Origin of the sequence: Streptomyces globisporus, from assembly GCF_003501885.1 — a bacterium.
Lineage (GTDB): Bacteria > Actinomycetota > Actinomycetes > Streptomycetales > Streptomycetaceae > Streptomyces > Streptomyces globisporus_D.
Window position 1 is genome coordinate 15,921 of record NZ_QWFA01000009.1, and the last position, 23,394, is coordinate 39,314.

A 23,394-nucleotide genomic window follows, 5' to 3' on the forward strand; every position below is an offset into this window, starting at 1 on the left:
GGCGCATAGGGGTCCTCTCGATGTCACTCCCCGGCCCTCGGAGAGGTAGGGTCGGAAGCGGTCGGGGACATCCCTATACAACTCGCCGGCGTCGAAAACCGGCGTACCTAACGAGGAGATCGGTTCGTGACGATCCGCGTAGGCATCAACGGCTTCGGCCGCATCGGTCGCAACTACTTCCGCGCGCTGCTCGAGCAGGGTGCGGACATCGAGATCGTGGCTGTCAACGACCTGGGTGACACTGCGACCACGGCACACCTGCTGAAGTACGACACCATCCTGGGCCGCCTCAAGGCAGAGGTCAGCCACACCGCCGACACCATCACCGTCGATGGTCACACCATCAAGGTGCTCTCCGAGCGCAACCCGGCCGACATCCCCTGGGGTGAGCTGGGGGTCGACATCGTCATCGAGTCGACCGGCATCTTCACCAAGAAGGCCGACGCCGAGAAGCACATCGCGGGCGGCGCCAAGAAGGTCCTCATCTCGGCTCCGGCCAAGGACGAGGACATCACCATCGTGATGGGCGTCAACCAGGACCAGTACGACGCGGCCAAGCACAACGTCATCTCCAACGCCTCCTGCACCACCAACTGTGTGGCGCCGATGGCCAAGGTCCTCGACGAGAACTTCGGCATCGTCAAGGGCCTGATGACGACGGTCCACGCGTACACCAACGACCAGCGGATCCTGGACTTCCCGCACTCGGACCTGCGCCGCGCCCGCGCCGCCGCCGAGAACATCATCCCGACCACCACCGGTGCCGCGAAGGCCACCGCCCTGGTCCTCCCGCAGCTCAAGGGCAAGCTCGACGGCATCGCGATGCGCGTCCCGGTCCCGACCGGATCCGCCACCGACCTGGTCGTCACCCTCCAGCGCGAGGTCACCAAGGACGAGGTCAACGCCGCGTTCAAGAAGGCCTCCGACGACGGCGCCCTCAAGGGCTTCCTGACGTACACCGAGGACCCGATCGTCTCCTCGGACATCGTCGGCGACCCGTCGTCCTGCACCTTCGACTCCTCCCTGACCATGGTCCAGGAGGGGAACTCGGTGAAGATCCTCGGCTGGTACGACAACGAGTGGGGCTACTCCAACCGCCTCGTCGACCTCACGGTCTTCGTCGGCGAACAGCTCTGATCCTCGGGTCGGCAGGCACATCGATGTGAGCTAGGGGCTCGACCGGCGCAACGACGCGCCGGTCGAGCCCCTAGGCCGTGTCGACAGACTGCCGTCGCCCGGCCGGAGACCGGGCGACGGCAGTCTGTCGACACGGCCTAGCATGCTCATCGGTCCTTCCAAGGAGTAAACGGAACAGATGAAGACGATCGACGAACTTCTCGCCGAAGGGGTCGCGGGCAAGCGGGTATTCGTCCGCGCCGACCTCAATGTGCCGCTCGACGGCACCACGATCACCGACGACGGCCGTATCCGCGCCGTCCTCCCGACGGTCGCCAAGCTCGCCGAGGCCGGCGCGCGTGTCGTCGTCGCCTCGCACCTCGGCCGCCCCAAGGGCGCCCCGGACCCGGCCTTCTCGCTGGCGCCCGCCGCCGCCCGCCTGGGTGAACTCCTCGGCGCCGACGTCGCCTTCGCCACCGACACGGTCGGCGAGTCCGCCCGTTCCACGGTCGCCGGCCTCGCCGACGGCCAGGTCGCCGTCATCGAGAACCTCCGCTTCAACCCCGGCGAGACCTCCAAGGACGACGCCGAGCGCGGCGCCTTCGCCGACCAGCTGGCCGAGCTCGCCGACGCATACGTGGGCGACGGCTTCGGTGCCGTCCACCGCAAGCACGCCTCGGTCTTCGACCTCCCGGCCCGGCTGCCGCACTACGCGGGCTACCTCATCGCCACCGAGGTCGGCGTCCTGAAGAAGCTCACCACCGACGTCCAGCGCCCGTACGCGGTGGTCCTCGGCGGCGCCAAGGTCTCCGACAAGCTCGGCGTGATCGACCACCTGCTGGAGCGGGCCGACCGCATCCTCATCGGCGGCGGCATGGCGTACACCTTCCTCAAGGCCAAGGGCTACGAGGTCGGCAGCTCGCTGCTCCAGGAGGACCAGATCCCCGCCGTGCAGGAGTACCTGCGACGGGCCGAGGAGAAGGGCGTGGAGTTCGTCCTCCCCATCGACGTCGTCGTCGCCCCCGCCTTCCCCGACCTCAAGACGAAGGCCCCGGCCCACCCCACCACCGTCGCCGCCGACGCCATGCCGGCCGGCCAGATGGGGCTGGACAACGGGCCCGAGACCAACAAGCTCTACGCATCGAAGCTCGCCGACGCGGCCACCGTCTTCTGGAACGGCCCGATGGGCGTCTTCGAGCACCCCGACTTCGCCGACGGCACCCGCGCGGTCGCCCAGGCGCTCGTCGACTCCCCGGCCTTCAGCGTCGTCGGCGGTGGCGACTCCGCCGCCGCCGTCCGCATCCTGGGCTTCGACGAGAATGCTTTCGGACATATTTCGACCGGTGGCGGCGCGAGCCTCGAATACCTCGAGGGCAAGACGCTTCCCGGGCTCGCCGCACTGGAGGACTGACCTTTCATGACCACCCGCACCCCGCTGATGGCGGGCAACTGGAAGATGAACCTCAACCACCTTGAGGCCATCGCCCACGTCCAGAAGCTCTCCTTCGCCCTGGCCGACAAGGACTACGAGGACGTCGAGGTCGCCGTCCTCCCTCCCTTCACCGACCTGCGCTCCGTGCAGACCCTGGTCGACGGCGACAAGCTGAAGATCAAGTACGGTGCCCAGGACATCTCGGCGCACGACTCCGGCGCGTACACCGGTGAGATCTCCGGCCCCATGCTCGCCAAGCTGCGCTGCACCTACGTGGCCGTCGGCCACAGCGAGCGCCGCCAGTACCACGGCGAGAGCGACGAGGTCTGCAACGCCAAGGTGAAGGCCGCCTTCAAGAACGGCCTGACCCCGATCCTCTGCGTCGGCGAGGGCCTGGACATCCGCAAGGCCGGTGACCAGGTCTCCTACACCCTCGCGCAGCTCGACGGCGCCCTGAAGGACATCCCGGCCGAGCAGGCCGAGACCATCGTCATCGCCTACGAGCCGGTCTGGGCCATCGGGACCGGCGAGGTCGCCACCCCCGAGGACGCCCAGGAGGTCTGCGGCGCGATTCGTCGCCGGCTGGCCGAGCTGTACTCGCAGGAGCTGGCCGACGCCGTCCGCATCCAGTACGGCGGCTCCGTCAAGTCCGGCAACGTCGCCGCCATCATGGCGCAGCCCGACGTGGACGGCGCCCTCATCGGCGGCGCAGCGCTGGACGCCGACGAGTTCGTCAAGATCGTCCGCTTCCGCGACCAGTGAGTATGCGGTAGCGCCGATCCGTCGTACCCTTGCGGGGGCCGAAGGGGGTGGTCACCCTCCGGCCCCCGCTGTACGTACAGGCAGTATTCGAGAAATCCGGAAAGTAGGGACCAGCCGTGATTCTGGCGTTCCAGATCGCCCTGATCGTCTTCAGCCTGCTGCTGATGCTGCTGGTGCTCATGCACAAGGGCAAGGGCGGCGGCCTGTCCGACATGTTCGGTGGCGGAATGCAGTCCTCCGTCGGTGGCTCCTCGGTCGCCGAGCGTAACCTCGACCGGATCACGGTGGTGGTCGGTCTGGTCTGGTTCGCGTGCATCGTCGTCCTCGGTCTGCTCATCAAGCTCGACTGAATGACCCGTTCCGCGATTCCGGTAACGGTGTAACTCCTTCCACTGGACGCACGTTGGGCCTTACGTAGACTGAGGCATCCTTCGAGCACCATCACGCAGGGAGTTACGACCGTGGCAAGTGGCAACGCGATCCGGGGAAGCCGGGTCGGAGCGGGGCCGATGGGGGAGGCCGAGCGCGGCGAGTCCGCGCCGCGCGCCCGCATCTCCTTCTGGTGCTCGAACGGGCACGAGACGCAGCCGAGCTTCGCCCATGACGCGCAGGTGCCGGACACCTGGGACTGCCCGCGCTGCGGCTTCCCGGCCGGCCAGGACAAGGACAGCCCGCCCGACCCGCCCCGCACCGAGCCGTACAAGACGCATCTGGCGTACGTGCGCGAGCGGCGCAGCGACGAGGACGGCGAGGCGATCCTCGCCGAGGCACTGGCCAAACTCCGCGGTGAGATCTGATCCCCTCCCCGCACAGCTCCACGGAAACCCCAGTCGTTCACCGGCCGGACACCCCACGGGTGTCCGGCCGTATCGCGTTCCCGCGCCACCCTCCTCCTCCACGCCGTCGGCCTCCTCGATCAATTAGGTTGGAGGGGCAGCGGGGATGCTGATGACGAGTGAGAAGTGGGCTGATATCCCGGATGAACGCAGCAAGCCGAACCAAGCTCAACCAGACGCCCGAGTGGACGGCCCTCGCCAAGCACCGTGAGGAGCTCGGCGCACCCCAGCTGCGCGAGCTGTTCGCGCGGCAGCCTGACCGAGGCACCGCCTACACCCTGCGGGTCGGCGACCTCCACCTCGACTACTCCAAGCACCTGGTCACCGACGAGACGCTGCGCCTGCTGCGCGAGCTGGCCGCCGCCACCGGGGTCGCGGAGCTGCGGGACGCGATGTTCCGCGGCGAGAAGATCAACACCACCGAGGACCGGGCGGTCCTGCACACCGCGCTGCGCGCCCCGCGCGAGGCCGTCATCGAGGTCGACGGCGAGAACGTCGTACCGGCGGTGCACGCCGTTCTGGACAAGATGGCCGACTTCGCGGACAAGGTCCGCTCCGGGCAGTGGACCGGCCACACCGGCAAGCCCGTCAAGAACATCGTCAACATCGGCATCGGCGGCTCCGACCTCGGCCCCGCCATGGCCTACGAGGTGCTGCGCTCCTTCACGGACCGCGACCTCACCCTCCGCTTCGTCTCGAACGTCGACGGCGCGGACCTCCACGAGGCCGTCCGCGACCTCGACCCGGCCGAGACGCTGTTCGTCATCGCCTCCAAGACATTCACGACGATCGAGACCATCACCAACGCCACCTCCGCCCGGGACTGGCTGCTGACCGAGCTGAGGGCCGGTCAGGACGCCGTCGCGAAGCACTTCGTGGCGCTGTCGACCAACGCCGAGAAGGTCGAAGAGTTCGGCATCGACACGGCGAACATGTTCGAGTTCTGGGACTGGGTCGGCGGCCGCTACAGCTACGACTCGGCGATCGGCCTCTCGCTGATGGTCGCCATCGGCCCGGACCGCTTCCGCGAGATGCTGGAGGGTTTCCACCTCGTCGACGAGCACTTCCGCACCGCCCCCGCCGAGGAGAACGCCCCGCTCCTGCTGGGCCTCCTCGGCGTCTGGTACGGCAACTTCTTCGACGCCCAGTCGCACGCGGTGCTGCCCTACAGCCACTACCTGTCCAAGTTCACCGCGTATCTCCAGCAGCTGGACATGGAGTCCAACGGCAAGTCCGTGGACCGCGAGGGCGACCGCGTCGACTGGCAGACCGGCCCGGTCGTCTGGGGCACACCCGGCACCAACGGGCAGCACGCCTACTACCAGCTGATCCACCAGGGCACCAAGCTGATCCCGGCGGACTTCATCGGCTTCGCCGCCCCGGTCCACGACCTGCTGCCCGGCCTCATCGCCCAGCACGACCTGCTGATGGCCAACTTCTTCGCCCAGACCCAGGCCCTCGCCTTCGGCAAGACGCCCGAGGAGGTCCGGGCCGAAGGCGTGCCCGAGGAGCTGGTCCCGCACAAGACGTTCCGGGGCAACCACCCCACGACGACGATCCTCGCCGACAAGCTGACCCCCTCGGTCCTCGGCCAGCTCATCGCGCTGTACGAGCACAAGGTCTTCGTCCAGGGCGCCATCTGGAACATCGACTCCTTCGACCAGTGGGGTGTCGAGCTCGGCAAGGTCCTCGCCAAGAAGATCGAACCGCTGCTGACCGGTGACGGGGGCGCGGACGCCGGGCAGCTCGACAGCTCCACCGCCGCCCTGGTCGACGCCTACCGCACCCTGCGCGGGCGCTGAGCCGATGCCACAGGGGGAGGAGGGGGAGACGGTCCGGCTGCGGCCGCCGCGCAACACGCTGAACGAGCGCGCCGTCGGCTGGTGGCGGGCCCAGTGGCTGCTGATGACCGCCGTGCCCGTCGTACCGCTCGCGGTGCTGGGCGCGCTGATCGAGCCGGCCCGTTTCTGGCTGCTGCTGCCCGCCGCGGTCCTGGCCGCGGCGGGCACCGCGACCGCCGTCCTCTTCCCCCTGTGGTGGTTCCGCACGCACCGCTGGGAGGTCACCGAGGACGCGGTGTACGTCCTCACCGGCTTCTTCCGGCAGGAGTGGCGGATCGCCCCGATGTCCCGGATCCAGACCGTGGACACCGTACGGGGCCCACTGGAGCAGCTCTTCCGGCTCGCCACCGTCACGGTCACCACCGCCTCCGCCAAGGGCGCCGTCCGCATCGAGGGCCTGGACCACGAGGTCGCCGCCGACCTGGCCGAGCGGCTCACCCGGATCACCCGCGACACCCCCGGCGACGCCACATGAGCACCGTCGCCCCGCCCGCCGACTGGCGCCGCCTCGACCCCCGTACGGTCGTGGTCACCGCACTCGTCGTGGCGGGGGTCGTCGCGGGCGCCGCCGTCCCCGTCACACTCGGGCTCACCCGCTGGTTCAGCCTCCCCGTCGCCGTGCTCCAGGTGCTCGCCGGAGCCGTCCTGGTCATCGGGGTCGCGGCGGGCGCCGACCGGGTCCGCTGGCACCGCACCCGTTACCGGATCGGCCGGGAGCAGGTCGACCTCCACACCGGCCTCCTCCTCGTCAAACGCCGCTCCCTGGCCCGCGACCGCATCCGTACGGTCGACCTCACCGCCAACCCGATGCTCCGGCTCCTCGGCCTGGTCACCGTCAGGATCGGCACCGGCGAACAGGGCTCCGAGTCCACCCTCGAACTGGATCCGGTCACCCGCGCCGAGGGCGAACGGCTGCGCCGCCTCCTCCTGGACCGCGCCGCCACCGCACCGGCCGACGGCGTTCGCCACGAGGGCGAACTGGCCGTCCTGGACCCCCGCTGGATCCGTTACGCCCCGGTCTCCTTCGTCGCCCCCATGCTCGGCGGGGCCGCCGCCGGGGCCGTGATGCAGGTCAGCGAGTGGGTCGGGGCGCAGGGCCAGGTCATCGAGTGGGTCGGCGACCGTTTCCGGGACACCCCGCTGCTCTGGACGATCATCGCCCTGGTCCTGGCCGCCCTGGTCGCGGGCGTCGTCGGGGCGCTCGGCCTCTGGATCGAGATGTGGTGGAACTACCGCCTGGAGCGCGAACCGGGCGGCACGCTGCGGGTCCGGCGCGGGCTGTTCACCTCCCGGTCGATCTCCGTCGAGGAGGCCCGGCTGCGCGGTGTCGACCTGGTCGAGCCGCTGGGCGTCCGGCTGCTCGGCGCGGCCCGCCTCGACGCCATCACCACCGGCCTGGCCAAGGATCACGAGGCCAGGAACGCCGACCACAACACCCTGCTCCCGGTCGCACCCCGGAACCGGGCCGACACCGTCGCCGCCGACGTCCTGCGCGAGGCGGACACCCCGACCGGCGCGCCGCTCACCCCGCACCCCCGCGCCGCCCGGGGCCGCCGACTGCGCTGGTCGCTCGCCGCGGCCCTCGGCCCGGTCCTGGTCCTGGCCCTCCTCGGGGCGCTGCTCACGCCCGTGCTGCTGTGGATCGCGCTCGGCTGCGCCGTGGTGGCCGTCCCCGTGGCGGTGGTGCTCGCCCTGGACGCGTACCGGGGCCTCGGGCACGCGCTCTCCGGCCGGTATCTGATCACCCGCTCCGGTACGGTCCGCCGCTCCACGGCGGCCCTGGAACGAGCCGGGGTGATCGGCTGGACGGTCAAGCAGTCGGTGTTCCAACGCCGGGCGGGCCTGTTGAGCGTCACGGCCACCACGGCCGCCGGAGGCGGCGCGTACACGGCGTACGACACCGACGCGTCCGAGGGCCTGACCTTCGCCGCCGAGGCGGTCCCGGGGCTGCTGGAGCCCTTCCTGGAACGCGCCGGGGAACCCGGGCGCCCCCGCCCGTAGAACGGCCGGAAAACTCGCGGGTGTTCGGCACCGTGCCCGGCCTGTCCTGACCGCTGCCGTCCGCACCTTCACGGTCCGCCGACGCGAGGAACTCGACGCATCGGGATCTACCTGAGGGGCACCAGGCGGCGCTTCCGGGAACTCCTCCCCGACCTCGACGCCGCCACCCGCCGGGACATCGACTACATCTGCGCCCGCGCCGGCACGGCCCTCGACCTCGCCCGTACGACAGCCGCCCGGCGGGAGCCGAGACGCCTGGAAGCCCTCGCGCGATGGCGTGAAGCCCTGAAGCCCTGCGGGGGAGCGGTCAGCCGCCGTGCGTCGTGTCGATGACGCAGAAGCGGTTGCCCTCCGGGTCGGCGAGCACCACGAAGTCCGGGTCCGGCGGATAGAGCTCCCACGCGACCCGCTCGGCGCCCAGGCCCATCAGCCGCTCCACCTCGGCCTCCTGCTCGTCGGAGTAGAGGTCCAGGTGGACCCGGGGGACCTCCTGGACGGGGGAGGCGGAGCGCCCCAGCGCCACGCCGACACCGGGCCCTTCCACCGGGACCAGCACCACCCAGTCGTCCGTCCCCGGCTCACGCTCGGTGTACGTGAGCGCGGCCTTCCAGAAGGCGGCGGCCCTGCTCACGTCGGTCGCGCCCATCACCACGGTTCCGATATGCACCATGGGGCCGAGCTTTTCATGACGAAGGCCCGGACCGCTCGGGAAAAGCGGGCCGGGCCTTCGTCATGCGCCGGCGCTCAGGCGGAGGCCGGAGGGTAGAGAGCGCGCGGCAGCTGCGAGGCCGCCGCCGCGTCCAGCAGCCACAGCGTGCGGCTGCGGCCGTACGCGCCCGCCGCCGGGGCCTGGATCTCCCCGGCCCCGGAGAGCGCGATGGCCGCCGCTTCCGCCTTGTCCTCGCCCGCCGCGAGCAGCCACACCTCGCGCGCCGCACGGATCGCCGGCAGCGTCAGCGAGACCCGGACCGGCGGCGGCTTGGGCGCCCCGTGCACACCGACGACGGTGCGCTCGGTCTCCCGTACCGCGGGCAGCTCCGGGAAGAGCGAGGCCACATGCGTGTCCGGGCCGACGCCCAGCATCAGCACGTCGAACGTGGGCACCGGGCCGTGGTCCTCGGGACCCGCGGCGGCGGCCAGTTCGTCGGCGTAACCGGCCGCCGCGGCGTCCGCGTCGTCGCCGTAAGGGCCGTCGGACGCGGGCATCGCGTGCACCCGGGCCGGGTCCAGCGGCACCGCGTCGAGCAGCGCCTCCCGGGCCTGGGTGACATTGCGCTCCGGGTCGCCCTCGGGCAGGAACCGCTCGTCGCCCCACCACAGGTCCAGGCGCGACCAGTCGACCGCGTCCCGGGCGGGCGCGGCGGCGAGGGCGGCCAGCAGGCCGTTGCCGTTGCGCCCGCCGGTCAGCACCACCGAGGCGTGGCCCCGGGACGCCTGGGCGTCCACGATCTTCGTGATCAGCCGGGCCGCCGCGGCCTGGGCCATCAGCTCCTTGTCGCGGTGGACGACCAGTTGGGGAGGCGTCACTTCGACGCCGCCTTCTTGGCCGGGGCCTTCTTCGCGGCGGGGGCCTTGGCCCCGGCGGCCTTGTCCGCCTTCTCCGCGGCGCTCTCGGCCGGCTTGGCCGTGACCTCGCCGCCCGAGTGCAGCTTGTCGACGCCGAACTTCACCGCCGAGGCGTAGGTGTTGTCCGGGTCGAGCCGGCGCAGCTCCTCCGCCAGCAGCTCGGCGGTGTCCCGGCGCTTGAGCGCCACCGCGCGGTCGGGCTGGTTCTGCATGGAGAGCGTGGCCAGCGAACCGTCGGCCCGGTCCAGGACGATGACGCCGTTCTTCGTCTCCATCCGGACCGCGGTGAGACCGGGGCCCTGGGAGAGCGTGCGCTCCACCGGGACGCCGAGCCGGTCCGCGAGCCACATGGCCAGCAGCTCGCAGCTCGGGTTGTCGCTCTCGCCCTCGACGGTCGCGCCGATGACCTCGGCCGGCTGCTGGTCCAGCGCGGCGGCCAGCATGGAGCGCCACGGCGTGATCCGGGTCCAGGCCAGATCGGTGTCGCCGGGGCTGTACGTCGCGGCCCGCACCGCCAGCTCGTCGAGCGGACGCTCGGCGGAGTAGGTGTCGGTGATCCGGCGCTGGGCCAGCGCCCCGAGCGGGTCGTTCGCCGGGTCGGCGGGGGCGTCCTCGGGCCACCACACCACGACCGGGGCGTCCGGCAGCAGCAGCGGCAGGACCACCGACTGGGCGTGGTTGGCCAGTTCGCCGTGGAGGCGCAGGACGACGGTCTCGCCGGTGCCCGCGTCGGAACCGACCCGGACCTCGGCGTCGAGCCGGGCGTCGCGCCGGGCCCGCGGCGAGCGGCTGATCCGCTTGATCACCGCGATGATCCGCGAGGGGTGCTCGCGCGAGGCGTCACCGGCCGACTTGAGCGCGTCGTACGCGTTCTCCTCGTCGGTGACGATGACCAGCGTGAGCACCATGCCGATGGCGGGGGTGCCGATCGCCCGGCGGGCCGATACCAGCGCCTGGTTGATCTTGCTGGACGTGGTTTCCGTGAGATCGATCTTCATGGCCGCCTCCAGCTCCGTCCGTCACGTGCGAGCATCTCGTCGGCCTCGGCCGGACCCCAGGTGCCGGCCGCGTACTTCGCGGGCTTGCCGTGCTTCTCCCAGTACTCCTCGATCGGGTCGAGGATGGTCCAGGAGAGTTCGACCTCCTGGTGGCGGGGGAAGAGGTTGGCGTCGCCGAGCAGGACGTCCAGGAGGAGCCGCTCGTACGCCTCCGGGCTGGACTCCGTGAACGACTCGCCGTACGCGAAGTCCATCGTGACGTCCCGGACCTCCATCGAGGTACCGGGCACCTTGGAGCCGAAGCGCACGGTGACGCCCTCGTCCGGCTGGACCCGGATGACCAGGGCGTTGCCGCCCAGCTCCTCGGTCGCGCTCGACTCGAAGGGCAGGTAGGGGGCGCGCTTGAAGACGACCGCGATCTCCGTGACCCGGCGGCCGAGCCGCTTTCCGGTGCGGAGGTAGAACGGCACGCCCGCCCAGCGGCGGTTGTTGATCGTCAGCTTGATCGCCGCGTAGGTGTCGGTCGTCGACTTGGGGTCGATGCCGTCCTCCTCGCAGTAGCCGAGGACCTCCTGGCCGCCCTGCCAGGCGTGCTCGTACTGGGCGCGCACGGTGTGCTGCCCGAGGTCCTCGGGCAGCTCCACGGCGGTGAGCACCTTGAGCTTCTCGGCGACCAGGGCCTTCGGGTGGAAGGAGCCGGGCTCCTCCATCGCGGTCAGCGCCAGCAGCTGGAGCAGGTGGTTCTGGATGACGTCACGGGCGGCGCCGATGCCGTCGTAGTAGCCGGCCCGGCCGCCGATGCCGATGTCCTCGGCCATCGTGATCTGCACGTGGTCGACGTAGGACCGGTTCCAGATCGGCTCCCACATCGTGTTGGCGAACCGCAGCGCCAGGATGTTCTGGACCGTCTCCTTCCCCAGGTAGTGGTCGATCCGGAAGACCTCGTTGGGCGGGAAGACGTCGTGCACGAGCTGGTTGAGCTCCTGCGCGCTGGCCAGGTCGTGACCGAACGGCTTCTCGATGACGGCACGCCGCCAGGAGCCCTCCTTCTGGTCGGCCAGGCCGTGCTTCTTCAGTTGCTGGACGACCTTGGGGAAGAACTTCGGCGGCACGGAGAGGTAGAAGGCGAAGTTGCCGCCCGTCCCCTGCGCCTTGTCGAGCTCCTCGATGGTCGCCTTGAGGGTCTCGAACGCCTCGTCGTCGTCGAAGTTGCCCTGGACGAAGCGCATCCCCTGGATGAGCTGCTGCCAGACCTCCTCGCGGAACGGCGTACGGGCGTGCTCCTTGACGGCGTCGTGGACGACCTGCGCGAAGTCCTCGTCCTCCCAGTCGCGGCGCGCGAAGCCGATGAGCGAGAAGCCCGGCGGCAGCAGGCCGCGATTGGCCAGGTCGTAGACGGCAGGCATCAGCTTTTTACGGGACAAATCGCCCGTGACGCCAAAGATGACCAGGCCCGACGGCCCTGCGATACGCGGGAGCCGTCGGTCCTGTGCGTCACGGAGCGGGTTGGCTCCGGGAACAGCAGACAAAGTGGTCAGCCCTCCGAGGGGGCGAGGCGCGAAAGCTCCGCCTCGGTCGACTTGAGCAGGTCGTTCCAGGACGCCTCGAACTTCTCGACGCCCTCGTCCTCCAGCACCTGTACGACGTCGTCGTAGGAGATGCCGAGCTTCTTGATGGCGTCCAGGTCCGCGCGCGCCTGGTCGTAGCCGCCGGCGACGGTGTTGCCGGTGATCTCGCCGTGGTCGGCCACGGCTTCCAGCGTCGCCTCCGGCATGGTGTTCACCGTGTTCGGCGCCACCAGGTCGTCGACGTACAGCGTGTCCTTCAGCGACGGGTCCTTGACACCGGTCGAGGCCCACAGCGGACGCTGCTTGTTGGCCTGCGCCTTGTCCAGGGCCGCCCAGCGGTCGGAGGAGAAGACCTCCTCGTACGCCTCGTAGGCCAGCCGTGCGTTGGCCAGGGCGGACTTGCCCTTGGCGGCCTTCGCCTCGTCGGAGCCGATCGCGTCCAGACGCTTGTCGATCTCGGTGTCCACGCGGGACACGAAGAACGACGCCACCGAGTGGATCTTGGAGAGGTCCAGGCCCGCCGCCTTCGCCTTCTCCAGGCCCGCCAGGTAGGCGTCCATGACCGCGCGGTAGCGCTCCAGCGAGAAGATCAGCGTCACGTTGACGCTGATGCCCCGGCCGATCGTCTCGGTGATCGCCGGGAGGCCCGCCTTGGTGGCCGGGATCTTGATGAGCGTGTTCGGCCGGTCGACCAGCCAGGCCAGCTGCTTGGCCTCGGCGACGGTGGCCAGGGTGTTGTGGGCCAGGCGCGGGTCCACCTCGATGGAGACCCGGCCGTCCTGGCCGTCCGTGGCGTCGAAGACCGGGCGCAGGATGTCGGCGGCGTCGCGGACGTCCGCCGTCGTGATCATGCGCAGGGCTTCCTCGACGGTGACCTTGCGGGCGGCGAGGTCGGTGAGCTGCTGCTCGTAACCGTCGCCCGAGGAGATCGCCTTCTGGAAGATCGACGGGTTGGTGGTGACGCCGACGACGTGGCTCTGGTCGATCAGCTCGGCCAGGTTGCCGGACGTGATCCGCTTGCGCGACAGGTCGTCGAGCCAGATCGCCACGCCCTCGTCGGAGAGGCGCTTGAGTGCGTCTGTCATGAGTTGCATCTCCTACTAGTCGTATCTACCGGCGTCAGCGTGCTGCGGCTTCGAGAGATTCCCGCGCGGCGGCGGCCACGTGCTCGGGCGTGAAGCCGAACTCGCGGAACAGCACCTTCGCGTCGGCGGAGGCACCGAAGTGCTCCAGCGAGACGATCCGGCCCGCGTCGCCCACGTACCGGTACCAGGTCAGGCCGATGCCCGCCTCGACGGCGACGCGCGCCTTCACCGACGGCGGCAGCACGCTGTCCTTGTACGCCTGGTCCTGCTCCTCGAACCACTCGACCGACGGCATCGAGACCACCCGGGTCGGCACACCGGCCGCCTGGAGCTGCTCGCGCGCCTCGACGGCCACGTGCACCTCGGAACCGGTCGCGATGAGCAGCACCTGCGGCTCGCCACCCTCGGCCTCGAAGAGGACGTAACCGCCCTTGGCCGCGTCCTCGTTCGCCTCGTACGTCGGCACGCCCTGGCGGGTCAGCGCCAGACCGTGCGGGGTGCCCTTGCCGAACACCTTGGTGTAGCGGCGCAGGATCTCGCGCCAGGCGATGGCGGTCTCGTTGGCGTCGGCCGGGCGCACGATGTTCAGGCCCGGGATGGCGCGCAGCGAGGCCAGGTGCTCGACCGGCTGGTGGGTCGGGCCGTCCTCGCCGAGACCGATCGAGTCGTGTGTCCACACGTACGTCACCGGCAGGTGCATCAGCGCGGAGAGCCGCACCGCGTTGCGCATGTAGTCGGAGAACACCAGGAAGGTGCCGCCGTAGATGCGGGTGTTGCCGTGCAGCGCGATGCCGTTCATCGCGGCGGCCATCGCGTGCTCGCGGATGCCGAAGTGGATCGTCCGGCCGTACGGGTCGGCCTCCGGCAGCGGGTTGCCCGCCGGGAGGAACGACGACGTCTTGTCGATCGTCGTGTTGTTCGAGCCCGCCAGGTCGGCGGAGCCGCCCCACAGCTCGGGCACGATCTCGCCGAGTGCCTGGAGCACCTTGCCGGAGGCGGCCCGGGTGGCCAGACCCTTGCCGGGCTCGAAGACGGGGAGCTTCTCCTCCCAGCCCTCGGGCAGCTCGCCCGCGGCGATCCGGTCGAAGGAGGCGGCGCGCTCCGGGTTGGCCGTGCGCCACGCGGCGAACGACTTGTCCCACTCGGCACGGGCCTCGCGGCCGCGGTCCAGGGCCTCGCGGGTGTGGCCGATGACCTCGTCGGAGACCTCGAAGGTCTGCTCCGGGTCGAAGCCGAGGACCCGCTTGGTCGCCGCGACCTCGTCGTCGCCGAGCGCCGAGCCGTGCGCGGCCTCGGTGTTCTGCGCGTTCGGGGCGGGCCAGGCGATGATCGAGCGGGCCGCGATGAACGAGGGGCGCTCGGTCTCGGCCTTGGCCGCCTGCAGCGCCGCGTACAGACCCGCCGGGTCCAGGTCGCCGTTGGGCAGCTGGTCGACCCGCTGGACGTGCCAGCCGTACGCCTCGTACCGCTTGATGGTGTCCTCGGAGACCGCGGTCTCCGTGTCGCCCTCGATGGAGATGTGGTTGTCGTCCCAGAGCAGGACCAGGTTGCCCAGCTTCTGGTGCCCGGCCAGCGAGGACGCCTCGGCCGAGATGCCCTCCTGGAGGCAGCCGTCGCCGGCGACGACCCACACCATGTGGTCGAACGGGGAGGTGCCGGGGGCCGCCTCGGGGTCGAACAGGCCGCGCTCGTAGCGCGCGGCCATCGCCATGCCCACCGCGTTGGCGACACCCTGGCCCAGCGGGCCGGTCGTCGTCTCGACGCCGGTGGTGTGGCCGTACTCCGGGTGGCCCGGGGTCTTGGAGCCCCAGGTGCGGAAGGCCTTCAGGTCGTCCAGCTCCAGCCCGTAGCCGGCCAGGTAGAGCTGGATGTAGAGCGTCAGGCTGGAGTGGCCGGCGGAGAGGACGAACCGGTCGCGACCGGTCCACTCGGCGTCCGCGGGGTCGTGCCGCATCACCTTCTGGAACAGGGTGTACGCGGCAGGAGCCAGGCTCATCGCCGTGCCCGGGTGGCCGTTCCCGACTTTCTGTACGGCGTCCGCAGCGAGGACGCGGGCGGTGTCCACGGCCCGCTGGTCCACATCGGTCCACTGGAGGTCTGTGGTGGTCGGCTTGATGCTCACCCTGAGTCAGGGCTCCTCTCCACTGTTGTAAACCGGTGACCGTTACCGCACCGGGCGCTGTCGAGCCTACCCCCGTTGCCGGGCGCACTTTCCGTGCACTTTCCAGGGTGTGGGCGACCCGTGGAGTTCGCCTCCCGGCGGAATGCGCATCCCGCGAACAGTCACCCTCAACACGACCCCACCCCCGCGAAGGGCGGTGTATCCCCAACGTCTAGAGTGGTCGAGTTCGCGCAAGTCTTCACAAGGGCCTCCATGCCCGGAGCTTGCTGGGATTTCTCTGTCAGGGGTGTGCGTGACGGCCGTCGAGTCCCGACCCGCAGGGGTCGCCTTGACTCCCAGCCCAGGGGGCCATCGCCCGTTCGGGGCCCGCGTCAAGGCATTCGTGGCGCTTACCAAGCCACGGATCATCGAGCTGCTGCTCATCACCACCGTTCCGGTGATGTTCCTCGCTGCCCAGGGTGTGCCCGATCTGTGGCTCGTCCTCACGACCACCATCGGCGGATACCTCTCCGCGGGCGGCGCCAACGCGCTCAACATGTACATCGACCGGGACATCGACGCGCTGATGGACCGTACGTCCCAGCGCCCGCTGGTCACGGGCATGGTCAGCCCCCGCGAATGCCTGGCCTTCGGCATCGGCCTCGCGGTGTTCTCCACGCTCTGGTTCGGACTGCTGGTCAACTGGCTCTCGGCCGCCCTCGCGCTGGGCGCGCTGCTCTTCTACGTCGTCGTCTACACGATGCTGCTGAAGCGCCGTACCTCCCAGAACATCGTCTGGGGCGGTATCGCGGGCTGCATGCCGGTCCTCATCGGCTGGTCGGCCGTGACGAACACGGTCTCCTGGGCCGCCGTCATCCTCTTCGCCGTCATCTTCTTCTGGACGCCGCCGCACTACTGGCCGCTGTCGATGAAGGTCAAGGACGACTACGCCCGGGTCGGCGTCCCGATGCTCCCGGTCGTCGCCACCAACCGGGTGGTCGCCAAGCAGATCGTCCTCTACAGCTGGGTGATGGTCGCGGTCTCGCTGCTGCTCACCCCGCTGGGCTACACCGGCTGGTTCTACACCGCGGTGGCGCTGCTGGCCGGCGGAGCCTGGCTCTGGGAGGCCCACGGCCTGCAGAACCGCGCCAAGGCCGGGGTGACCGGGGCCAAGCTCAAGGAGATGCGGCTCTTCCACTGGTCCATCACCTACGTCTCGCTCCTCTTCCTCGCCGTCGCGGTGGACCCCTTCCTCCGCTGACACCCCCGCTTCCGGTGTACGGGCGGGTCGCGTGGCACAAGCCACGCGACCCGCCCGTCGCCAGTTCATCTACCCGTCGGTAGCATCCTGTTCATGGCAGAGACGGCAGCAGACGCAGCGGACACCGAGCAGACCTCACGGACGGACGCCAGGAAGGCGGCGCGCGACGGGCGCAGGGCGGCGAAGCTCGCCCGCGAGATCGGCGCCTTCGCCAAGGAGCACGGCGGCGCGGAGGGACAGCTCGCCTACATCGGCCAGGCGGGCGCCCGCATCGTCCTGGTCGGCCAGGACGGCGCCTGGGGCGACCTCGTGGCCCCGACCTACGCGGTGGCCGAGAGCGCGGCCGCGAAGTCCGGCATCACGATGCACGACGAGTTCGACGGCGAGTTCGCGCTCAAGGTCCGCACCGGCCCGTACGAGTGGTCCCGGATGGCCGGGATCCAGGTCGGCGGCCCCTCCAACGACCGCTGAGGCTTCCCCCTCTGACGGTGTCCCGTCCGGGGGCTCACCCGTTAGGCCGTGCGTACCCACGCCGTCCCAGGGAGCCCCGGATGACCGACACCGTGCCCGTGCCCGTGGCCGATCTGGTCGACCAGAACTGCCACGGCGTGCTCCGCACCGAGCTGGGCCTCGGCACCTTCGAGGCCCGGCTCGGCGCCGCCCGCGCCCCGGCCGCCCCCGGCACCACCTTCTTCGACACCCGGACCGGCTTCGCCGTACGCCGCTGGTGCCCGCCCCTGCTCGGCCTCGAAGCGCACTGCCCGCCCGCCCACTATCTGGCCAGGCGGCGCGAACTGGGCGTCGTCGAGACCTCCCGCCGCCTGCTGCGCGCCGCCGGGGTCTCCGCCCACCTCGTCGACACCGGCCTCCCCGGCGACCTCACGGGACCGGCCGAGATGGCCTCGGCGGCCGGGTCCGACGCCCGGGAGATCGTCCGGCTGGAGGTCCTCGCCGAGCACGTCGCCGACACCTCGGGCACCGTCGACACCTTCCTCGTCAACCTCGGCGAGGCCGTGCACACCGCCGCCTCCTCGGCCGTCGCCTTCACCTCCGTCGGCGCCGCCCCGTACGCCGCGCCCGAGCCCCCGGGCCCGGTCCGGGTGCGGGCCGCGGCCGGGCGCTGGCTGGCCCTGCGGGAGGAGGCGCGCACGGCCGCCCGCCGGGGCGCGGCGGACCGGGAGGGCGGCGGGGCGCCCGTCGAACCGGAGCTGCTGGACCACCTGCGCTGGTCCGCGGTGGCCTGCGGGCTGCCGCTGCAACTGCGCCTCGGCGCCGCGGACCCGGGCGGCCTCGCCGACTTCGCCGCCGCCACCGAGGGGCACGGCTGCGACCTCGTCCTCCTGCACGGCTACCCGTACCACCGGCAGACCGCCGCGCTGGCCGGCCGTCACCCGCACGTCTACGCGGACCTCGGGGCCGTCCCGGCGAGGACGGGGGCGCGGGCGGCGGCCGTGCTCGCGGAGATCATGGAGCCGGCACCGTTCGGCAAGCTGCTGTTCTCCACCGGGGCGCAGGCCCTGCCGGAACTGCACCTGGTGGGCGCCCGGCAGTTCAGCGAGGCGCTGGGGCGGGTGCTGGGCGCCTGGGTCGAGGACGGCGCGTGGACCCGGCAGGACGCGGCCAGGGTCGCCACGATGATCGGCTCGGGCAACGCACGCCGGGTGTACGGGCTGCGCGAACGGTGAGGGCCGGGCGCACGGCTGAGGGGCGGCAGGCCCCCCGACCCGCCGCCCCTCACCCGCCGTACGTGTGTCTGTTTCAGACGGCCGTCGCCGGTGCCGTCTCCGGCCGCTCGGCGGACGGGCCGGGCAGCGGGGCGCTCGTGTCGTCGCCGCGCTCGCGCATGCTCAGGACGAGCCGGACCACGGCGATCAACAGGATGGCCGAGCCGAACATGTGGATGCCGACCAGGATCTCGGGGACGTCGCTGAAGTACTGCACGTACCCGATCGCTCCCTGGGCGAGCAGGACGAGCAGCAGGTCACGGGCGCGGGCACGGGTGTCGGCGGGGGCGTCGACCACCCGCAGGGCCAGCCACATCGCGATGGCCAGGGCGCAGACCACCCAGGCGGCGATGGCGTGGACATGGGCGGCGGCCGACCAGTCCCACGGCATGCGCGGTACGTCGCTGCTGTCGCCGGCGTGCTTGCCGGAACCGGTCACCGAGGTGCCCAGCACGATCAGGACGACCGTGGTCGCCAGGATCGCCCAGGACAGCCGGCGCACCGGCAGGGGGGTCCGGGGCCGCGGCGGGCCGTCGCCCTCGTCGATCCGCACCCAGGTGATCACGGCGATCGCCAGGAGCACGTTGGCCAGCAGGAAGTGCCCGGCCACCGTCCACGGGTTGAGTCCCGCCCAGACCGTGATCCCGCCGAGCACGGCGTTGCCCAGCACGATCCAGAACTGCGACCAGGCCAGCCGGGTCAGCTTGCGGCGGCGCGGCTTCATCGAACTGACGGCGATGATCGCCCAGCCGACCGCGGCCGACAGCACATAGGCCAGCATCCGGTTGCCGAACTCGATCGCGCCGTGCAGCCCCTGCTCGGGCGTCGCGAACAGGCTGTCGTCGGTGCACTTGGGCCAGGTGTCGCAGCCGAGCCCCGAACCGGTGAGCCGGACGGCCCCGCCGGTGATGATGATGAAGACGCTCATCAGGATGGCGGAGAGCGCGGCGCGCTTCACCACCTTGGTGGACGGCGTCCAGCGCTTGGCGATGAGGGAGATGGGGGTTTCCACGCGGACCATCGTAGGACGGGGCTTGTGCGTGTTTTCACGAGGGGTGGTTCGTAGCGGCTTGCCCGGGAAGATCCCTGCCGCCGCGTGTTACTCCCAGCGGAAGAACTTCGCCGCCGCGCCGAGCCCCAGCACCGCCCACACCGCGAGGATCCCGGCCTGGGCCCACGGCATCGACGCGCCGTGCTGCAGGACGTCCCGCAGCCCCTCCGAGAGCGCCGAGACGGGCAGCAGACCCAGCACCGACTGCACCGCGTCCGGGAACTTGTCCAGCGGCACGATGACCCCGCCGCCGACCAGCAGCAGCAGGAAGACCAGATTGGCGGCGGCGAGCGTCGCCTCCGCCTTCAGCGTCCCGGCCATCAGCAGCCCGAGCCCGGAGAACGCGGCGGTCCCGAGGACGAGGAGCAGCAGCACCGAGAGCGGGTTGCCCTCGGGTGACCAGCCGAGCGCGAAGGCGATCGCTGTCAGCAGTACGATCTGGAGCACCTCGGTGACCAGCACCGACAGTGTCTTCGCGGTCATCAGCGCCCAGCGGGGCAGCGGGGAGGCCCCGAGCCGCTTGAGGACCCCGTAACGGCGTTCGAAGCCGGTGGCGATGGCCTGGCCGGTGAAGGCGGTGGACATCACGGCGAGCGCCAGGATGCCCGGGGCGAGGAAGTCGACCGACGCGCCCGCGCCGGTGTCGACGATGTCCACCGCGCTGAACAGGACCAGCAGCAGCGTCGGGATGATCACCGTCAGCAGCAGCTGCTCGCCGTTGCGCAGCAGCATCCGGGTCTCCAGCGCGGTCTGCGCGGCGATCATCCGGGGGAGCGGGGCGGCGCCGGGGCGCGGGGTGTACGTACCGGCGCTCATGCGCGCAGCTCCTTGCCGGTCAGTTCGAGGAAGACGTCCTCCAGGGTGTGACGCTCGACCGAGATGCCGTCGGGCATCACGCCGTGCTGGGCGCACCAGGAGGTCACGGTGGCCAGCAGCTGCGGGTCGACGCTCCCGGTGATCCGGTACGTCCCCGGCAGCGGCTCGGCGGCTCCGCAGCCGTCGGGCAGCGCCTTGAGGAGGGAGCCGAGGTCGAGTCCCGGGCGGCCGGTGAAGCGGAGGGTGTTCTCCGCGCCGCCCCGGCAGAGCTCCTCCGGGCTGCCCTGGGCGATGACCCGGCCCGCGTCGATGATCGCGACGTCGTCGGCGAGCGCTTCGGCCTCGTCCATGAAATGGGTGGTCAGCACCACGGACACGCCGTCGGCGCGCAGCTCGCGGACCAGGTCCCAGGTGGACCGGCGGGCCTGCGGGTCGAGGCCGGCGGTCGGCTCGTCCAGGAAGACCAGCTCGGGCCGGCCCACGACAGCCAGGGCCAGGGAGAGCCGCTGCTGCTGACCGCCGGAGAGCCGCCGGTAGGTGGTGCGGCCGCAGTCGCCGAGGCCGAGGCGCTCGATCAGGGCGTCCACGTCGAGGGGGTGGGCGTGCAGCCTGGCCATGTGCCGGAGCATCTCGTCGGCGCGGGCGCCGGAGTACACGCCGCCGGACTGGAGCATCACCCCGACCCGCGGACGCAGCCGGTCCGCGTCGGCGACCGGGTCGAGGCCGAGGACCCGTACGGTGCCCGCGTCGGGGCGGCGGTAGCCCTCGCAGGTCTCGATGGTGGTGGTCTTCCCGGCGCCGTTCGGGCCGAGGACGGCGGTCACCGCGCCGGCCGCGACGGCCAGATCGAGGCCGTTCACCGCGGTCTTCGCGCCGTACCGCTTCACCAGGCCGGTGACCTGTACGACGGGCTCGTTCTCCATGGCGCACCAGTCTAGGCAGCGGTCGGCGGGGGCCTTCCCGCGGGGCCAGATTAGGTAACCCTAAGTGACGAACCGCACCGTAGATCGTTTCGGACCGTGGTTGTCAGGACCGAATGAATTACGCAACAATGGTGTTGTGAAATACGACGGACGGGCTCCTCAGGAGGAACTCGCGACCGGTGAGCGCTCGACGCGCAACCGGGTCGCGCGCTCCATCCTGGACCACGGTCCCTCCACCGTCGCGGATCTCGCGGGGCGTCTCGGCCTCACCCAGGCCGCCGTCCGCCGCCACCTGGACGCCCTCGTCTCCGACGATGTCGTCGAAGCCCGTGAACAGCGGGTGTACGGGGCGCGGACCCGCGGCAGGCCCGCCAAGGTGTTCGCCCTGACCGACTGCGGCCGGGACGCCTTCGACCAGTCCTACGACAAGCTGGCCGCCGACGCCCTGCGCTTCATCGCCGAGTCCGGCGGGGACGAGGCGGTCATCGCCTTCGCCCGCGCCCGGATGGCCGCGATGGGCGAGGCGTACCGCGCGGCGGTCGAGGCCGCGGAGCCCGAAGGGCGCACCGAGGCCCTGGCCAAGGCCCTGTCCGCCGACGGGTACGCTGCTACGGCGCGAAGCGCGCCGGGCCCGCAGCAGGGCGAACAGCTGTGTCAGCACCACTGCCCGGTGGCGCATGTCGCCGAGCAGTTCCCACAGCTGTGCGAGGCGGAGACGGAATTCTTCTCCAGCCTCCTCGGGACCCATGTGCAGCGGCTGGCCACCCTCGCCCACGGCGACGGCGTGTGCACGACCTACGTGCCGCGAAGTGGCCACGCAGCACCCCCACAGACCACCCATTCAGCATCTGCAAGCACGGCCGGGAGGAACCCCGCATGACGCTCCCCACGGAGACTGCCCACCCTGAGCTCGAGGGTCTGGGTACGTACGAATTCGGCTGGGCCGACTCCGACGCGGCAGGCGCGGCGGCGAAGCGCGGTCTCTCCGAGGCTGTCGTCCGCGACATCTCGGAGAAGAAGAACGAGCCCGAGTGGATGCTGAAGCTGCGGCTCAAGGGCCTCAAGCTCTTCGGCAAGAAGCCCATGCCCAGCTGGGGCTCGGACCTGTCGGGCATCGACTTCGACAACATCAAGTACTTCGTGCGCTCCACGGAGAAGCAGGCCGCCTCCTGGGAGGACCTGCCCGAGGACATCAAGAACACGTACGACAAGCTCGGCATCCCCGAGGCGGAGAAGCAGCGCCTCGTCGCCGGTGTCGCCGCGCAGTACGAGTCCGAGGTCGTCTACCACCAGATCCGCGAGGACCTGGAGGAGCAGGGCGTCATCTTCCTGGACACCGACACCGCGCTGAAGGAGCACCCGGAGCTCTTCAAGGAGTACTTCGGCACCGTCATCCCGGTCGGCGACAACAAGTTCGCCTCGCTGAACACGGCCGTGTGGTCCGGCGGCTCGTTCATCTACGTGCCCAAGGGCGTCCACGTGGACATCCCGCTCCAGGCCTACTTCCGTATCAACACGGAGAACATGGGCCAGTTCGAGCGGACGCTGATCATCGTCGACGAGGACGCCTACGTCCACTACGTCGAGGGCTGCACCGCCCCGATCTACTCCTCGGACTCGCTGCACAGCGCCGTGGTCGAGATCATCGTGAAGAAGGGCGGCCGCTGCCGCTACACGACCATCCAGAACTGGTCGAACAACGTCTACAACCTGGTCACCAAGCGGGCCGTGGCCTACGAGGGCGCGACCATGGAGTGGGTCGACGGCAACATCGGCTCCAAGGTCACCATGAAGTACCCGGCCGTCTACCTGATGGGCGAGCACGCCAAGGGCGAGACCCTGTCCATCGCCTTCGCGGGCGAGGGCCAGCACCAGGACGCCGGCGCCAAGATGGTCCACATGGCCCCGAACACCTCCTCGAACATCGTCTCCAAGTCGGTGGCGCGAGGCGGTGGCCGTACGTCCTACCGCGGACTGATCGAGATCGGCGAGGGCGCGCCGGGCGCGAAGTCCAACGTCCTCTGCGACGCTCTGCTCGTCGACACGATCTCCCGCTCGGACACCTACCCCTACGTCGACGTCCGCGAGGACGACGTGTCGATGGGCCACGAGGCGACCGTCTCCAAGGTCTCCGAGGACCAGCTCTTCTATCTCATGAGCCGCGGACTCACCGAGTTCGAGGCCATGGCGATGATCGTGCGCGGCTTCGTCGAGCCGATCGCCAAGGAGCTGCCCATGGAGTACGCCCTGGAGCTCAACCGGCTGATCGAGCTGCAGATGGAGGGTTCGGTCGGCTAGGTCCGCACCCGAGGA

At 70.7% G+C, this 23,394-nt stretch carries 22 protein-coding genes; 13 read left to right on the forward strand and 9 right to left on the reverse strand.

The window, feature by feature from the left end:
* The first annotated feature begins 126 nt into the window (after positions 1-126).
* From gap to D3105_RS03195, 8 genes are all read left to right on the forward strand, one after another.
* Entirely contained in the window at positions 127-1,137 is a 1,011-nt protein-coding gene (gene gap, locus D3105_RS03160; RefSeq protein WP_006123685.1) for a type I glyceraldehyde-3-phosphate dehydrogenase, read from the forward strand.
* A 178-nt stretch (positions 1,138-1,315) separates the two neighbouring features.
* Positions 1,316-2,527: a phosphoglycerate kinase gene (locus tag D3105_RS03165; protein WP_118899771.1), complete on the forward strand. Its 1,212-nt coding sequence runs from the start codon at positions 1,316-1,318 to the stop codon at positions 2,525-2,527.
* 6 nt (positions 2,528-2,533) lie between these two features.
* A complete protein-coding gene (gene tpiA, locus D3105_RS03170; protein WP_118899773.1) occupies positions 2,534-3,310 on the forward strand; it encodes a triose-phosphate isomerase in 777 nt (258 codons plus the stop codon).
* A gap of 116 nt (positions 3,311-3,426) precedes the next feature.
* Positions 3,427-3,660 carry a preprotein translocase subunit SecG gene (gene secG / locus D3105_RS03175; RefSeq protein ID WP_010061274.1) on the forward strand — a complete coding sequence of 78 codons (234 nt, stop codon included), beginning with the start codon at positions 3,427-3,429 and terminating at the stop codon, positions 3,658-3,660.
* 111 nt (positions 3,661-3,771) lie between these two features.
* Entirely contained in the window at positions 3,772-4,107 is a 336-nt protein-coding gene (locus tag D3105_RS03180) for an RNA polymerase-binding protein RbpA (RefSeq protein ID WP_006123681.1), read from the forward strand.
* Positions 4,108-4,289: 182 nt separating this feature from the next.
* A complete protein-coding gene (pgi, locus tag D3105_RS03185) occupies positions 4,290-5,948 on the forward strand; it encodes a glucose-6-phosphate isomerase (RefSeq protein ID WP_118899775.1) in 1,659 nt (552 codons plus the stop codon).
* Between the two features lie 4 nt (positions 5,949-5,952).
* Positions 5,953-6,462, forward strand: a complete 510-nt coding sequence (locus D3105_RS03190; protein WP_118899777.1) for a PH domain-containing protein — start codon at positions 5,953-5,955, stop codon at positions 6,460-6,462.
* Positions 6,459-7,988, forward strand: coding sequence for a PH domain-containing protein (locus D3105_RS03195; RefSeq protein ID WP_118899779.1), 1,530 nt, complete (start codon positions 6,459-6,461; stop codon positions 7,986-7,988). Before D3105_RS03190 ends, D3105_RS03195 begins: the two co-directional genes overlap by 4 nt.
* Positions 7,989-8,295: 307 nt before the next feature.
* Here the strand turns inward: D3105_RS03195 and D3105_RS03205 are convergent, their stop codons facing one another.
* The 6 genes from D3105_RS03205 to tkt form a co-directional block, all read right to left on the reverse strand.
* Positions 8,296-8,658, reverse strand: coding sequence for a VOC family protein (locus D3105_RS03205; RefSeq protein WP_069740404.1), 363 nt, complete (start codon positions 8,656-8,658; stop codon positions 8,296-8,298).
* A 74-nt stretch (positions 8,659-8,732) separates the two neighbouring features.
* Positions 8,733-9,515, reverse strand: coding sequence for a 6-phosphogluconolactonase (gene pgl, locus D3105_RS03210; protein ID WP_032784436.1), 783 nt, complete (start codon positions 9,513-9,515; stop codon positions 8,733-8,735).
* Positions 9,512-10,552: a glucose-6-phosphate dehydrogenase assembly protein OpcA gene (gene opcA / locus D3105_RS03215; protein WP_118899781.1), complete on the reverse strand. Its 1,041-nt coding sequence runs from the start codon at positions 10,550-10,552 to the stop codon at positions 9,512-9,514. The genes pgl and opcA overlap by 4 nt, the downstream gene beginning before the upstream one ends.
* Positions 10,549-12,081, reverse strand: a complete 1,533-nt coding sequence (gene zwf / locus D3105_RS03220) for a glucose-6-phosphate dehydrogenase (protein WP_118899784.1) — start codon at positions 12,079-12,081, stop codon at positions 10,549-10,551. Before zwf ends, opcA begins: the two co-directional genes overlap by 4 nt.
* A 5-nt stretch (positions 12,082-12,086) precedes the next feature.
* Complete coding sequence (gene tal / locus D3105_RS03225; RefSeq protein WP_118899786.1) at positions 12,087-13,205, reverse strand: transaldolase; 1,119 nt, start codon at positions 13,203-13,205, stop codon at positions 12,087-12,089.
* Between the two features lie 34 nt (positions 13,206-13,239).
* Complete coding sequence (tkt, locus tag D3105_RS03230; RefSeq protein WP_065480658.1) at positions 13,240-15,327, reverse strand: transketolase; 2,088 nt, start codon at positions 15,325-15,327, stop codon at positions 13,240-13,242.
* Between the two features lie 286 nt (positions 15,328-15,613).
* Here tkt and D3105_RS03235 point away from each other — a divergent pair, with 286 nt between their 5' ends.
* The 3 genes from D3105_RS03235 (at position 15,614) to D3105_RS03245 (ending at position 18,252) form a co-directional block, all read left to right on the forward strand.
* Positions 15,614-16,567, forward strand: a complete 954-nt coding sequence (locus D3105_RS03235) for a heme o synthase (protein ID WP_079134191.1) — start codon at positions 15,614-15,616, stop codon at positions 16,565-16,567.
* Between the two features lie 93 nt (positions 16,568-16,660).
* Positions 16,661-17,038: a hypothetical protein gene (locus tag D3105_RS03240; RefSeq protein WP_030713322.1), complete on the forward strand. Its 378-nt coding sequence runs from the start codon at positions 16,661-16,663 to the stop codon at positions 17,036-17,038.
* An 80-nt stretch (positions 17,039-17,118) separates the two neighbouring features.
* On the forward strand, positions 17,119-18,252 hold the full coding sequence (locus D3105_RS03245; RefSeq protein ID WP_118899788.1) for an amidohydrolase family protein: 1,134 nt from the start codon (positions 17,119-17,121) through the stop codon (positions 18,250-18,252).
* Positions 18,253-18,325: 73 nt separating this feature from the next.
* On the opposite strand, the gene D3105_RS03250 is transcribed toward D3105_RS03245, so the two are convergent.
* From D3105_RS03250 to D3105_RS03260, 3 genes are all read right to left on the reverse strand, one after another.
* Positions 18,326-19,312: a COX15/CtaA family protein gene (locus D3105_RS03250; protein ID WP_118899790.1), complete on the reverse strand. Its 987-nt coding sequence runs from the start codon at positions 19,310-19,312 to the stop codon at positions 18,326-18,328.
* Between the two features lie 78 nt (positions 19,313-19,390).
* Positions 19,391-20,158, reverse strand: coding sequence for an ABC transporter permease (locus D3105_RS03255; protein ID WP_097985826.1), 768 nt, complete (start codon positions 20,156-20,158; stop codon positions 19,391-19,393).
* Complete coding sequence (locus D3105_RS03260) at positions 20,155-21,081, reverse strand: ABC transporter ATP-binding protein (protein ID WP_118899792.1); 927 nt, start codon at positions 21,079-21,081, stop codon at positions 20,155-20,157. The genes D3105_RS03255 and D3105_RS03260 overlap by 4 nt, the downstream gene beginning before the upstream one ends.
* 136 nt (positions 21,082-21,217) lie before the next feature.
* Here D3105_RS03260 and D3105_RS03265 point away from each other — a divergent pair, with 136 nt between their 5' ends.
* Both D3105_RS03265 and sufB read left to right on the forward strand, forming a co-directional pair.
* The gene (locus tag D3105_RS03265) at positions 21,218-21,961 is read left to right on the forward strand and encodes a helix-turn-helix transcriptional regulator (protein WP_118899794.1); all 744 of its coding nucleotides are present in this window, start codon (positions 21,218-21,220) and stop codon (positions 21,959-21,961) included.
* Positions 21,958-23,379 carry a Fe-S cluster assembly protein SufB gene (sufB, locus tag D3105_RS03270; protein ID WP_018488135.1) on the forward strand — a complete coding sequence of 474 codons (1,422 nt, stop codon included), beginning with the start codon at positions 21,958-21,960 and terminating at the stop codon, positions 23,377-23,379. The genes D3105_RS03265 and sufB overlap by 4 nt, the downstream gene beginning before the upstream one ends.
* Positions 23,380-23,394 lie beyond the last annotated feature (15 nt).